The organism is Verrucomicrobiia bacterium, assembly GCA_026414565.1.
GTDB lineage: Bacteria > Verrucomicrobiota > Verrucomicrobiia > Limisphaerales > Fontisphaeraceae > Fontisphaera.
Genome location: JAOAIT010000044.1, coordinates 75491 through 88274, shown reverse-complemented (window position 1 = coordinate 88274; position 12784 = coordinate 75491). Strand labels below are relative to the sequence as shown.

At 62.0% G+C, this 12784-nt stretch carries 16 protein-coding genes; 6 read left to right on the top strand and 10 right to left on the bottom strand.

Going from position 1 to position 12784, the window contains the following annotated elements; all coding sequences use genetic code 11:
• Nucleotides 1-19 precede the first annotated feature (19 nt).
• From N3J91_10215 to N3J91_10195, 5 genes are all read right to left on the bottom strand, one after another.
• Entirely contained in the window at nucleotides 20-511 is a 492-nt protein-coding gene (locus tag N3J91_10215) for an NAD(P)H-dependent oxidoreductase subunit E (GenBank protein MCX8156803.1), read from the bottom strand.
• 9 nt (nucleotides 512-520) lie between these two features.
• Nucleotides 521-1807, bottom strand: a complete 1287-nt coding sequence (gene nuoD, locus N3J91_10210; GenBank protein MCX8156802.1) for an NADH dehydrogenase (quinone) subunit D — start codon at nucleotides 1805-1807, stop codon at nucleotides 521-523.
• Between the two features lie 2 nt (nucleotides 1808-1809).
• A complete protein-coding gene (locus tag N3J91_10205) occupies nucleotides 1810-2394 on the bottom strand; it encodes an NADH-quinone oxidoreductase subunit C (GenBank protein ID MCX8156801.1) in 585 nt (194 codons plus the stop codon).
• Complete coding sequence (gene nuoB / locus N3J91_10200) at nucleotides 2391-2900, bottom strand: NADH-quinone oxidoreductase subunit NuoB (protein ID MCX8156800.1); 510 nt, start codon at nucleotides 2898-2900, stop codon at nucleotides 2391-2393. The genes N3J91_10205 and nuoB overlap by 4 nt, the downstream gene beginning before the upstream one ends.
• Nucleotides 2901-3084: 184 nt before the next feature.
• Nucleotides 3085-4050, bottom strand: coding sequence for an MBL fold metallo-hydrolase (locus N3J91_10195; GenBank protein MCX8156799.1), 966 nt, complete (start codon nucleotides 4048-4050; stop codon nucleotides 3085-3087).
• 186 nt (nucleotides 4051-4236) lie between these two features.
• Between N3J91_10195 and N3J91_10190 the strand changes: the two genes are divergently transcribed.
• Complete coding sequence (locus N3J91_10190) at nucleotides 4237-4863, top strand: DUF1080 domain-containing protein (protein MCX8156798.1); 627 nt, start codon at nucleotides 4237-4239, stop codon at nucleotides 4861-4863.
• A 27-nt stretch (nucleotides 4864-4890) separates the two neighbouring features.
• Here the strand turns inward: N3J91_10190 and N3J91_10185 are convergent, their stop codons facing one another.
• Genes N3J91_10185 through rsmA form a run of 3 tightly spaced genes read right to left on the bottom strand, consistent with a single transcriptional unit; the run spans nucleotide 4891 to nucleotide 7197 of the window.
• Entirely contained in the window at nucleotides 4891-5676 is a 786-nt protein-coding gene (locus tag N3J91_10185) for a hypothetical protein (protein MCX8156797.1), read from the bottom strand.
• Entirely contained in the window at nucleotides 5673-6371 is a 699-nt protein-coding gene (locus N3J91_10180; protein ID MCX8156796.1) for a dual specificity protein phosphatase family protein, read from the bottom strand. The genes N3J91_10185 and N3J91_10180 overlap by 4 nt, the downstream gene beginning before the upstream one ends.
• Complete coding sequence (gene rsmA, locus N3J91_10175; GenBank protein MCX8156795.1) at nucleotides 6364-7197, bottom strand: 16S rRNA (adenine(1518)-N(6)/adenine(1519)-N(6))-dimethyltransferase RsmA; 834 nt, start codon at nucleotides 7195-7197, stop codon at nucleotides 6364-6366. The genes N3J91_10180 and rsmA overlap by 8 nt, the downstream gene beginning before the upstream one ends.
• Nucleotides 7198-7263: 66 nt before the next feature.
• On the opposite strand from rsmA, the gene N3J91_10170 reads away from it, so the two are divergent.
• The 5 genes from N3J91_10170 to N3J91_10150 all read left to right on the top strand — a co-directional run bounded on the left by N3J91_10170 (nucleotide 7264) and on the right by N3J91_10150 (nucleotide 11157).
• On the top strand, nucleotides 7264-7458 hold the full coding sequence (locus tag N3J91_10170; protein MCX8156794.1) for a hypothetical protein: 195 nt from the start codon (nucleotides 7264-7266) through the stop codon (nucleotides 7456-7458).
• Between the two features lie 100 nt (nucleotides 7459-7558).
• The gene (locus tag N3J91_10165; GenBank protein MCX8156793.1) at nucleotides 7559-8062 is read left to right on the top strand and encodes a hypothetical protein; all 504 of its coding nucleotides are present in this window, start codon (nucleotides 7559-7561) and stop codon (nucleotides 8060-8062) included.
• A 65-nt stretch (nucleotides 8063-8127) separates the two neighbouring features.
• Entirely contained in the window at nucleotides 8128-8952 is an 825-nt protein-coding gene (locus N3J91_10160) for an ABC transporter permease (protein MCX8156792.1), read from the top strand.
• A 9-nt stretch (nucleotides 8953-8961) separates the two neighbouring features.
• Nucleotides 8962-9732, top strand: coding sequence for an ATP-binding cassette domain-containing protein (locus N3J91_10155; protein MCX8156791.1), 771 nt, complete (start codon nucleotides 8962-8964; stop codon nucleotides 9730-9732).
• A gap of 30 nt (nucleotides 9733-9762) precedes the next feature.
• Nucleotides 9763-11157, top strand: coding sequence for an MlaD family protein (locus tag N3J91_10150; GenBank protein MCX8156790.1), 1395 nt, complete (start codon nucleotides 9763-9765; stop codon nucleotides 11155-11157).
• Nucleotides 11158-11168: 11 nt separating this feature from the next.
• On the opposite strand, the gene mutM is transcribed toward N3J91_10150, so the two are convergent.
• Together mutM and pyrH are read right to left on the bottom strand one after the other, a co-directional pair.
• Nucleotides 11169-12017, bottom strand: coding sequence for a bifunctional DNA-formamidopyrimidine glycosylase/DNA-(apurinic or apyrimidinic site) lyase (gene mutM, locus N3J91_10145; protein MCX8156789.1), 849 nt, complete (start codon nucleotides 12015-12017; stop codon nucleotides 11169-11171).
• Nucleotides 12018-12045: 28 nt separating this feature from the next.
• Nucleotides 12046-12777, bottom strand: a complete 732-nt coding sequence (gene pyrH / locus N3J91_10140; GenBank protein MCX8156788.1) for a UMP kinase — start codon at nucleotides 12775-12777, stop codon at nucleotides 12046-12048.
• Between the last annotated feature and the right edge of the window lie 7 nt (nucleotides 12778-12784).

Below are 12784 nucleotides of genomic sequence, written 5' to 3'. Positions count from 1 at the left end.
CTGCGTCTGGAGCGTCCGTTTAGGCCCGGCGCAGGGAGGCGAGAATCTGATCCGCTTTTTCCGGGGTAACGCCTTCAAAGAAGTCATCATTGACCATCATGGCCGGGGCGGTGCCGCAACTGGCCAGGCATTCAACAAACTCAATGGAAAAACGGCCGTCCGGTGTGGTTTGCAGACCGTGTTTGTGAGGATCCAAGCCCAGTTTTTCGCACAGATGCCGGTAAAGCTCATGCGAGCCGCCCAAGGCGCAACTCAAAGTGCGGCAGACCTTAAAGACATAGCGGCCCACCGGCTCCTGCCGGAACATGGGATAAAAAGTGACCAGCTCGAAGATGGCGATCGGTTCCACCCCCAGTTTGGCCGCAATCCATTCCAGGGCCGGACGCGAGATGTACCCTTCGCGCTCCTGAAAGGCATGCAACAGCATGAGCGCCGCGCTGCGCCGCTGCGGATAACGGGCGATGATCGCCTCCAACTCGCGCTCAAAATCAGGTTCCACCTTGAAACTCATGCGCCCTCCTCAGCGGTCACATTCCCCCATCACAAAGTCAATGGAGCCCAGAATGGCCACCACATCGCTGATCATGTTGCCCGGCAGCAACTTGGGCAGAATGCTCAGATTCACAAACGAGGGCGAACGTATTTTCAACCGGTAGGGCGTGCCCCCGCCGCGGCTGTTGATATAGAAGCCCAGCTCGCCTTTGGGATTTTCGGCGCCAAAATAAACCTCGCCCGGCGGGGCGTTCACCCCTTGCGTCACCAGCATGAACTGGTGAATCAGCTCCTCCATGCTCGTCAACACCTTCTGTTTCGGCGGCAACACGATCTTCCCGTCCGGCACATTGATCGGCTCGCCGCTCCGGTTGTCCGGCCCGCCGGGCAGGCGATCGAGGCACTGCCGGATGATGCGCACACTCTGGCGCATTTCCTCCATGCGCACCAGGTAGCGGTCATAGCAGTCGCCCACACTGCCCACCGGCACCTCAAACTCCAACTCCGCGTAGCAAAGATATGGATGCGCCTTGCGCACGTCATGCTCCACGCCACTGCCGCGCAAATTGGGGCCGCTCAGGGCGTAACTGATGGCATCTTCCCGGGAGATGATGCCAATGTCCCGCGTGCGCTCCACCCAGATGCGGTTGCGGGTCAGGAGCTGGTCCACCTCGTCAATTTCCACCAGCACTTCGTCACAAAACTTGCGGCACTGATCCACCCAGCCCGGCGGCAGGTCCCGGGACAGCCCCCCAATGCGGGTGTAGCTCGTGGTAAAACGGGCGCCGGTGAGCCATTCACACAGGTTGTAAATTTTTTCGCGCTCCGTGAAGGTGTGCAAAAACACCGTCATCGCCCCGCAATCCATCGCGTAGCAACCAATGCCCAACAAATGCGAGGAGATACGGGCCAGCTCGCAACAAATCACGCGGATGTATTGACAGCGCGGCGGGAGCGCGCGGTCTATGCCCAGCAATTTCTCCACCGCCAGCGCATAGGCCACGTTGTTGGCCAGCGGCGCCAGATAGTCCAGCCGGTCGGTGTACGGAATAAACTGGGTATAGGTCATGTTCTCGGCGATCTTCTCATCGCCGCGATGCAAATAACCGATGTCCGGCGTGGCCCTGACGATGACCTCGCCGTCCAGTTCCAACAGCAGCCGCAACACGCCGTGCGTCGAGGGATGAGACGGCCCCATGTTCAGGAGCAGCTTGTCCCCCTGCAATTCACCCAGCTCGCCGGGGGAAACCTCCTGCAACGCCTGTTGGGCACGGGCGGCCGGCTCCCGGAAGGCAATGTCCTGCGTCTGGCTCATGATCAGGACTCCACCTCCCTCACCCGCGGTTCGCGGTGAATGGCATCTGGCGCGCCGGGCTGGGTGACAAACGGCCCGCCTTCGAGCGGCGCCGGCTGCGTGAACGCCACCTCGGGCAATTCCGTGGATTTGCCGGCCAGCGGAAAATCCTTGCGCAAGGGATGGTAAGGATAGCCCTCCCACATGATGATGCGCCGCAAATCCGGATGGCCGGCAAAACGAATCCCCATCATGTCGTAAATCTCGCGCTCATGCCAGTCGGCCGTGCCCCAGAGGTGGCTGACCGTGGGCAGCTCGGATTTTTCCTCGGACACGGAGGTTTTCAAGCGCAGGTGACAACGATGTTTCAGGCCGTAAAGCTCATAAACCACCGTCCAGCGCGGGTCTTCGCCGTAGTTGTCCACGCTGGAAATGTCCAGCAGATAATCAAATCCCAGCTCGTCCCGGGCAAAACGGCAGACCTCCGCCACCTGGGCGGCATCATGGAGAATCAGTGTCACCTCCCCGCGAAACTCCACCGGTTCTCCCAGCACTTGCGGAAAACGTTCGCGGCAACGGCGCACCAGCTCGGTCAGGGTTTCGTTCATGCGGCTTGCGGACGGAAAATGGGTTCTCTGGCCACTTTATTCTGCAAGCGAATCAAGGCGTCGAGCAGCGCTTCGGGGCGCGGCGGACAGCCGGCCACATATACATCCACCGGGATGATATGGTCCACCCCCTGCAGTACGGCATAACTACGGTACATCCCCCCGGTGGAGGCACAGGCACCCATGGCAATGACCCATTTGGGATCGGGCATCTGCTCGTAAATCCGCTTCACCACCAGCGCCATCTTGTAGGTCACTGTGCCGGCCACAATCATCACATCCGACTGCCGCGGGGAAAAGCGCATCACCTCGGCCCCAAAGCGGGAGATGTCAAACCGGCTGGCGCCGGTGGCCATCAATTCAATCGCGCAACAGGCCAGTCCCATGGGCATGGGCCACAGGCTGTTTTTACGGCACCAGTTCAACGCCGCCTCCAGGCGGGTGTGAATTACCCCGCCTTCGATCTTGGAATTGTAGCCGAATTCCGTGGCGTTGCCCGTGCTCATGCCTTCAGTCCGTTGCTGCGGGGCGGATTTTGAGACGCCTTCCGCGAGCAAAACCTAACCGCCACCCTCCACCCGCGCAAGCGCATTTTGGCTGCCCCGCCGCCGGCACGCCCGCAAAAGAAAGGGAGGCGGGCTGAAGTCCCACCCCGTCGTAGACTTGGCCGGAAAACATCGCCCCGAGGGGCTATTCCCATGGACGCAAACGGACCTCGATGCCCAAATCCCGGCCCACCTGCACTTTGAGCGCCGCGGGATTGGCCTGGTTGTAATGGTACGGGTACACCACCTTGGGCCGGATGGCGCGGACAAACTGCGCTGCCGCCGCCGGACCCATGTTATACTGGCCATCACAACAGACAAAGGCCACCTCTATGTTGGTGATGCGGCTGCGGTCAATGGTTTCGCTGGTGTCGCCACTAATATATATACGCATGCCCCCCAGGGTGACGATGTAGCCATTCCCGGCGCCCAAGGGATGATTGCTGTTGGTGGCCGGAACCGCTTCGACGTGCACCCCTTGCTGCTCGGTGGTTTGGCCATTGAGCAGGCGCACCGACCGATTGGTGAGCGGACTCCCGGCGGAAACCAGCGAAGCAAAAACGTTGGAGGAGACAATCAACACGGTGCCGGCATTGGTCAGGGCATTCAACGCATTACGGTTGTAATGATCACTATGATTATGGGTGACCAGGATTAAATCCGCCCGTGGATAACCCTGGCTGACGTAGTTGGTGGCTGTGGGATCCACATAAATGGCCCGGTTATTCCACCACAGCAGAAACGACGCATGGTTGAAATGCCGCATCACAGCCTCCCCCTGGGCGGTGGGCAGGTGATCGCCGGTGAGCGCATTGGTGGCAGCCTGCACGGCGCGATAAAACCGCAGCGGCAGGTAAGGCGCCGCCGTGTCCACATGCTGCACCAGGCCCGTGCTGGCCGTCGTGGCCAATCCCTGCCAGTCCACCAGGTTGGTGGTCCATTGCAACTGATAACGCTGACCATTGGCCGCTTGCAGCTCCAGTTGCAATTCGGCTTCCGCCGTCCAGCGCGGACGGACAAATTGCGGGGTTTGCGCGGAGAGCAGGCCTGCCAAGAGCAGCAGGCCTGCCAATCCCGCACCCCGCCGGTGGTCAAAGCAGATGCGACGCATACCAATAAACTGTTGGAACAACTTGAGTTCAGCAAAAGCAGAGGTTTTTTAAATCTGATTCGTAGCGCTTATTGCCCCCTCCTCAACAAGGAAAGCCGTCGCAACAACCCATCAACAAGAAGCGGCCGATGAAGAAAAAACTGCCCACGGCAGTCTAAACTTGATAAAGTCTTGTTGAGTCAACCTATGAAAACCATGTCTTTTTCGGCTAAATCGCGCGCCCTGGTAGCAGCCCTGCTGGGGGCTTTTGTTCTGGCAACCCTCTCCGCTCAAGCAGCGGGCGACTGGGTCACCCTCTTCAATGGCAAAGATTTGACCGGCTGGCGTGTCCCGGCCAGCAACGTGTTCTGGAAAGTCGTGGACGGCGTGCTGGTGGGGGAAAATGATGAGACCCTCAAAGGCAGCATGCTCTACACGGAAAAGAGCTACCAGGATTTCATTTTTGAAGCCGACGTCCGCTGGCAGGGCGACATTGATTCCGGCTACATGGTGCGCAAGCCGGAGCTGCAAATGCAGATCGGCATCTCCAGCTCCCTCAAACGCGACATGACCTGCAGCTTCTACACCGGCGGCGCCGAGCGCTATCCTGTGGCGGGGCAAGCCAAAGACGTGGATAAATATCTCAAGCCCGGCCAATGGAACACCATCCGCCTCCAGGCCAAAGGCAATACGTTCACCGTTTGGCTCAATGGCCAGCAGGTCACCGAATATACCAATGAGAAATACGCCGGCGCCGCCCCCATCGGCCTGCAAATCCACCCCAAAGTCAAAATGAAGGTGGAATTCCGGAACATCCGCATCAAAGAGTTGTAATCCGGCAGCCGCAACCTCTCCAGCAGCTCACGGATGGGTTTCGCCCGCCCTGCCGCCCGGGGCATCACCCCAGGTCAGGGGCGGGCGTAATTGTTTCGCCTCCGGCCGGCGCCAAAAATCGCGCACCCGCTGAAAGATCTCGTTGAATTCCATGTCCATCAGGCGCTCCCGCGCCGGCCCGCTGGTGAGGCGCTGACGCGGCAGGTACAACGTCATCGCGCCCGAGTTGGCAGGCGGCATGTGCCCTTGAAACTCCAGGCGCAGCCCGTTGGTTTTCACGATGCCCACGGAGGGGATGTCCAGAAACGCCAGGGGATCAATCTGGCTCCGCTCCGGGCTGTATATCCAACCCCCGCGCAATTCCAGGGGCCACCAGTCGCGCCCGACCTGCACCCTCAGACTGGCGCTGGCGTTGGTATATTCCGGCACCAGACTTTCCCCGGCAATTTGGATGGTGAGGACGGCATCTTCACTGAGACCATCCGGCGGCCCCTCGCCGAGGCGGGTCACCAGCACGCGCTGGGTGTAACGCACGCCCAGATGCTCCCATTCCGTCTGTAAAATGGGCAAATCCTCCACTTGGAAACGACGCCGGGGCGGCACCGGGGGCAGCCCAAAATCCAGCCGGAGCACGGCTGCCGCCCCGGCATGGCCTCTTGCAAAGCTGCCTGCCGGGCACACCACCACGCCATTGGAGAAAACCTGCACCGGTGAATAGGACGGGCCCCGGCCATCGGCGGCCGCCAGGTGGGCATGGCCCCACCACATCAGGGCGGCCCACAAAAGGAGCCTGCAGGGAATGCCCGATTTCATGCAGAGGGAGCGGCCCGTTTGCCTTCTAAATAGCGCTTCACGGCCTTGCGCTGGGCGCGGGTTAATCGCACGCCGTGCCGCCGGCCACGCAACCAGGCCTCCGCCTCCTCCACTGTGGCGCAACGGCCCTCCTGCACCAGATAAGCCGCCAAGATGGCGGCGGCTCGTCCATGCCCCAGCGCGCAATGAACATAGATATTTTGGCGCTTTCGATGATCCCGGATGAACGCCAGTGCGCGCTCAAAATCGCGCGGCCGCGGCGGAGTCATATCCAAAATGGGCAGGCGCAGGTATTCCCCCTGCTCCCGCATGAATTCCGGCTCGGCAAACTCGGCGGTCAAATCCAGCACGGCCAGCGGCTCCATGGCTTCAATGCGATGGCGCTCGTCCCGGCACAGGCGGCGCCCCCAATACAGCCCAGGCTCGACTTCCGCAAAGGCCGGTTCCCGCGACAGGAAACGCCAGGCGAGCAACTGCGCGTAATTGTAAAAGAAATAGGGCCAGAACACCACCCAGGAGAAGAAGGGCAGCCGGCCATCGCTGCCTTTCTGGAAGATGTGGGGCTGGCGCGCATAAAAGGCGTAGAGCAGCGCCATGAGCGTGGCCGCGCCATTGAACGCCAGCAGCAGGAGCAACAGCGGAAGTGCCGCCTCCAGCGACTCGCGCGTAATTTCATTGAACTGCAAATTAAACATGCATTTCCCCCAACTGGCGCGTCAAAGCCACCCATTGCTCCAGCGACAATGCCTCACCCCGCACCGTGGGCGGCAGCCCCAGCCCGGCCAGGGCATGATCCACCTCCGCCTCCGGGCGCAGGGCCTTGAGCAGCTTGCGCAGCATCTTCCGCCGCTGGGAAAATCCTTGTTTCACCAATTGAACGAACGCCGGCCGGAGAGACGCCGCCAGCAGCGGAGCCGGCCGCCGGCACAAGGTGAGGCAACCCGAATCCACCTCCGGCACAGGGAAGAAACAGCCGGCCGGAATCTTGAACCAGTCCTGCACCAGGTAATCCAGTTGGATCAACAAGGTCAGCACGCCGTAATCGGCGCTACCGGGGCGCGCCATCAGACGTTGCACCACTTCCCATTGCAAGGTGACGGTCATTTGTTGCGGCCCCAAGGGATGCAAGGCCAGCTCCACCAAGATGGGGGAGGCCACTGAATAGGGCAAATTGGAAACGACTTTCCAGGCGCGCCAGTCCTGGGGGGTCGTGCGCAGATATTCGAGAGCATCCGCCAGAACCAGCGTCAGATTGTCCGCGGCTGCCAGGCGCTGGCGCAGCAACTCGTGCAGCCGGCGATCCACTTCCACAGCCAGCACGCGCACCGGCTCACGCACCAGCCACTCAGTCAAAGCTCCCAGCCCCGGCCCGATTTCCAACACCTGATCTCCGGGTTGCAGCCGGGCCGCGCCTACAATGCGCTGCAGTTGGTTGGCATCATGCAAAAAATTCTGTCCCAGGGATCGGGTCAAACGAATCCCTTCCCGGTCCAGAATCTGCCGCATTTCGCTTAAATTCACTTTTTTCGGCGATTTTTTACCGTCCCGCCATTGCGCAGACACAATTTAGTGCGATATTAGGGCGTAATGCGAAACCAAAAACCCAGCCTGCAACCGCTGCCCGCTGCCGTGGCCGAATCGGTGGCCCGCCGCCTTTTCCAGGCGCGTCGCGAGTCCCGCCATGGGATGGCCGTGACGGCAGGGTTCGCCGGTCATCGCGCACCCTTCCTGTTTTTGACGTGGCTGCGCGCCGCCCGGCAACATAAAAAGGCCGTGGAATAGCAGTCCTGCTCCATGACGCGCCGGGCCTCAGGCCCGGCGGCGGCGTTAAACCCCTGCATTTTGGCTTTCCCCGTCCATTGGGCGCATTATGCTTCCTTCCATGAAGCATCACGTGCGATGGCTGGTTGTTGTGCTGTGGCTGGCGGCGGCCGCCCACGGGTTTGCCGCGTCAGGCAAATTGCTCAAAATTTTGCCGCATTATCTGGACCAAAAGGGCCGGCATTCGCTCAGCCCCAGCCTCTATGACCGCGATGCTTATCAGGCCTACCTGCGGGACAAACCGGAAGAACGCGCCGGCCTGCGTTTTGATATCCAGTACCGGCTGGCTAAAGCCACCCAGCCCAGGGTGCGCGTGGAATTGCGCGCCATGAAGGCCGGACAGCCCCAGGCCAGGGTGCTGGAAGCAGAAGTCAAAAAGACCACCTTCCTAGGACGATGGGTCTCCCTTTCCATCAGCGGAGAGGATTACAAAAACCTCGGAGAAATCTCCGCCTGGCGGGTGACTTTATGGGACGGTCCTCAATTATTGGGCGAGCGCAAATCCTTCCTCTGGCCCCCGGATTCGGCAGCCCCTTCCGCGCCGCCTACGACAGTCAAACCGTGAGCCGGACCTGCCCGGCGCTTCCAGCAGGACAGCGCGCAGGGTTGGGGTATGTGCCTTGAGCCAACATGACACCGGCGGCCTCCAGCAACTTGCCAGCGCGCTCCTGGCCGGCGGCCATCGGCCATCGGTTGCATGAGGCGCTGCATGCCGTGCAGGGCCTGCTGGCCTTTGGTTTGATTACCCTGGGCGTGCTCGTCTCCAAAGGGGCCGTGGCCTGCCCCCTAATCCGGCCGATGATGCGCCAACATCTTTACCGGGCCGGGTTGCGGCTGCTGCCCATGGCCCTGTTTCTGGCCATGACCCTGGGCTTTGTGGTCATCGGCCAGAGTGTCGTCTTATTGAGCCGGGTGGGAGCCCAAGATTTTGCCGGCACCATCATGGTCAGCGTGGTGGTTCGCGAGCTGGGACCGCTGGCGGCGGCGCTGCTCATCCTCCTGCGGGTGGGCACCGCCACCGTCATCGAGCTGGGCACGGCGCGAGCTTTGGGGGAGGTGGAAGTGCTGGAAGCCCTCAGCATTGACCCGGTGCATTATCTGGTGGCCCCGCGCATGGTGGGCATGGTTCTTGGTGCCTTTACCTTGAGCATCTATCTGACGGTAGCCGCCCTGGCCTTTGGCTACGTCTTCGCTTTTCTTCAGGATGTGCCCGTCACGCCCACAGACTACCTGGCCCAACTGGCCGGGGCGCTGCGTGCATTGGACTTTGTGCTGGTGGGGCTGAAGGCGTTGCTCTTTGGCGTGCTCATCGCCATCACCACGTGCTATCAAGGGCTGGCCCGGCCTTTGACGCTGGAGGACGTTTCCCAGGCCACCGTGCGGGCCACTGTCCAGGGCCTGCTCGGCATCGTGGCCCTGGACGCCCTGTTTATGGTGGTTTTCCTGGCCAGTTAAACGCCCACCATGAGCGCACCCCCTTCATCAGCCAAGGAAGTGCTGTGTGAGTTGCGCCGCGCAGACATCGCCTCCCCGCGCGCCCCCTCCGTGGCCCTGCTGCAACAAGTGGACTGGGCCATCACCAGCGGGGAGCGCTGGCTGATCCTCAGCCCGCCGGGGGCCGGCAAATCGGCTTTGCTGCAAACCGCGGCCGGCATTCAACGCCCCCTGCAGGGCGAGGTCTGGCTGTTTGGCCAATGCCTCCATCACCTGCGCGAGCCTGAGCTGTTGCCGCTTCGTCAAAAAGTGGGCCTGGTTTTCGAGGGTGGCGGACGCTTGTTTCCGGAGCTGACGGTGGCCCAAAACGTGGCGTTGCCGCAGGCCTATCACCACTCCAAGCCCTGGGCCGAGGCGATCGCGCAAATTACCCCCCTCTTGGATTGGCTGGAACTTGGGCCTTACGCCAGCGAAGCCCCCGTCCGACTGCCGCGCGCATGGCTGCCCCGGGCCGGTCTGGCCCGGGCCTTGGCCCTGCAACCGCGACTCTTGTTTCTGGACCATCCCTGGCGGGGGGCGGACCCCCAGGAACGCCAATGGTGGCAGAGCAAATTATCCGCCCTGCCATCACACGTCCCTTCCGTCGCCGCGCTCGTGCTGGCGGTGGATGAACCGGAGCCCTGGCTGTCCGGGTGCTCACGCCTGGCCGTGGTCCATCAACGTCAACTGGCAACCTTCCCCTCGGCAGCCGAGGGACACGCCTGGCTGGCCGCGCATCATTTGCTCGCCTCGCCGCCGTAAAACAGGTAAATCAACGCCTGGCATCCAGCCATGCCCTTGCAGGATCTGACACCGCAGTTGCGCACGCGCCTGAGCCGCCTGGAAAGCGCGGTGGGGTGGTTTGTGCTGCTGGCCGGCGCGCTGCTGCTGACGGGCTTTGTGTACTATGTCTGGCACACCGCCCAGCGCAAGGGATGGTTTCAGGAAAAAGTCCTGTTCTCCACCTTCGTGAACACCGCCGCCGGCCTGAAGCCGGGTGACCCGGTGCGGCTCATGGGCTTTCCCATTGGCGAGGTGACCCGCGTCGTGCCCAACGATCCCAATTTCCAGTACGGCAACATCACCATCTTTTTTGTCGTCCGCCGCGATGCCAACCACTATTGCGGTTACCTCTGGAGCGACTCCCGCGCCAAGGTGGTGCCCACGGACTTTCTCGGCAATCGCGGCTTGGAAATCACCAAAGGCCAGCTCGGCATCCCCCTGCTGCGGCTGGCCAATCCCCAAGACCCCCGCAGCCCGATCGTCGGGCGGCTGGATGTGCAGGCCGTAAAAAAATTCACCGCCAAGGTGGTCGCCTGCCTCGGCGCCACCAATGCCCCCGACCAGGAGGCAAAGGAAATCGCGGCCTTCATCCAAAAGGTGTCGGCCAGTCCCTGGGAGTACAGCGCCAAGGGCTTTGTGGAATCGCCCGAAGAAATGGCCGCGCTGGTGGTCCAGGCCATCCACCGGGAGCAGCCCACCCGCTTTTACCTGCCTTATCAGGAGGAAAAGGACATCTTCATCGAACCCGAAGAATCCCCGGCCCTGACGGAGCGTTTGGAACGCATCATCACCCAGGCAGAACGGGCCTTGCCCAGCTTTTTGACCCTCACCAATCAACTGGCCCAAGCCTTGGATAATGCCGTGCGGGCCACCGCGGAACTGGAACGCCTGCTGACCAACGCGCGCCCCGCGGTCACCCACGCCGGAGAATTGACCGCCGAGCTACAACAATCCGTGCGCGACTTGCGGCCCATGTTCACCAACCTGGCCCGCATTTCGGAAACCCTGGCGCAACCCCAAGGCAGCCTGGGAGAATGGCTCCTGCCCACCAATGTGCATCGGGAATTGTTGACCGTCCTGCGCTCCGCCAGCGCCACCCTCGACACCGCCAACACGGCCATCGGCAACACCGACACCAACCTGGACAACCTGATTGACCATGTGAATCTCACCTTGGAAAACCTGGCCCTCATGACCAGCAATTTGAACCGGCAGGTGGAATCCAACACCAATATTTTAAGCGAGATATCGGACTTGATCCGCAACACAGATCAATTCATTCAGGGCCTGCGCCGGCACTGGCTCCTGCGCTCGGCCTTTCGCACCAATCGGCCGCCGCCCCGCAGCACCGCGCCCGCCCCCGCGCCCCCTCCGGCCGCCGTGCCGCCCCGGCTCAAACCTTGATCCCGCCGGCGTTACCGCTGACAGGCCGGACAATAATACGTGCTGCGGCCGCCCTGGATGATGCGGCGAATCCCGGCCCCACAGCGCAGGCAAGGTTGGCCCGCCCGATCATACACCCGCAAACGCTCATGGTAATAGCCCGGCTTCCCTTCCCGCACGCCAAAGTAAAAGAGTTTTTCACCCTTTTCCCGCCCGGCAAAATCCAGGGGTATCGTGCTGCCCCAGGCAATGGCCTCCCGCAGAACCGCCCGCAACGCCCGCCACAACCGCCCGCACGCTTCCCTGCCCAGGCGCCCCGCGGCCCGGCGCGGAGAAATGGCGGCGCGCCACAGGGCTTCGCTGGCGTAGATGTTGCCCACGCCCGCCACCACCCGCTGATCCATCAGCCGCACTTTGATGGCCTGCCGGCTGCCGGCCAGATGCTCCTGCAACCGCCGGGCCGTAAATTGCCGGTCCAGCGGCTCGGGCCCCAAATGCTGCAGCACGGCAGCCTCCAGGGTCATGCGCCCAAAACGCCGGGGATCCACATAAACCAGCCGGGCGTCCTCCAACTGGAAACATATTCCAACATGCGCCGGCCACGGAGCCGACGGTGAAGTTAAATACATGCGGCCCGTCATGCCCAAATGCCCCACCATAAGGAGCGTCCCACCCCCGAGCTGCTCCAGATCAAAAAGGAGATATTTCCCCCGGCGCCGGACTTGATGAAAGCGCGCCCCGCGGACCGCGCGGGCAAACTCGGTGGGACGATGTGGCCGCACCACCTTGGCGTGGAAAACCCGAACCTCGCTGATGCGGCGGCCCGCCAACTGCGGCCCCAGGTGACGCACCAAAACCTCAACTTCCGGCAGCTCGGGCATGGCAGTGAGCCGGCAAGCCCGGCGGGCCTCAACCCGTGACCAGCGTGCCGACCTTCTCGCCCATGACCACCCGGCGCAGATTGTGCGGTTTGAACAAATCGAACACAATGATCGGCATCCGGTTGTCCATGCACAGGGAGAAGGCCGTGGAATCCATCACCTGCAGACGGCGCTGCAAGGCCTCCAAATACGTGATCTGATCGTACCGTTTGGCCTGCGAATTCTTGCGCGGGTCGCTGTCATAGATGCCATCCACCTTGGTGGCTTTGAGCAAAACTTCGGCCCCAATTTCGTTGGCGCGCAAGGCCGCCGCCGTGTCGGTGGAAAAATAGGGGTTGCCCGTGCCGCCGCTGAAGATGACCACCCGGCCCTTCTCCAGGTGACGCACCGCGCGCCGGCGGATGAACGCCTCGGCCACCTGCATGACGTTCAACGCGCTCTGAACCCGCGTCGGGATGCCCTGTTTCTCCAGCGCATCCTGCAGGGCCAGGGCGTTGATGATGGTGGCCAGCATCCCCATGTAATCGCCCGTGGCCCGTTCAATGCCCTGTTCACTCCCCTGCAGCCCGCGAAAAATGTTGCCGCCGCCAATCACGATCACCACCTGCACGCCAAGCTGGCGCACCTCGCCAATTTGGGCGGCCAGGGCCTGGATGGCCTGCGGATTGATCCCATAACCATCCTTGCCGCCCATGGCTTCGCCGGAGAGCTTGAGCAGGATGCGACGATATCGAGGAGCCTGTGCTTTAGCGCGTTTCATGCATCGC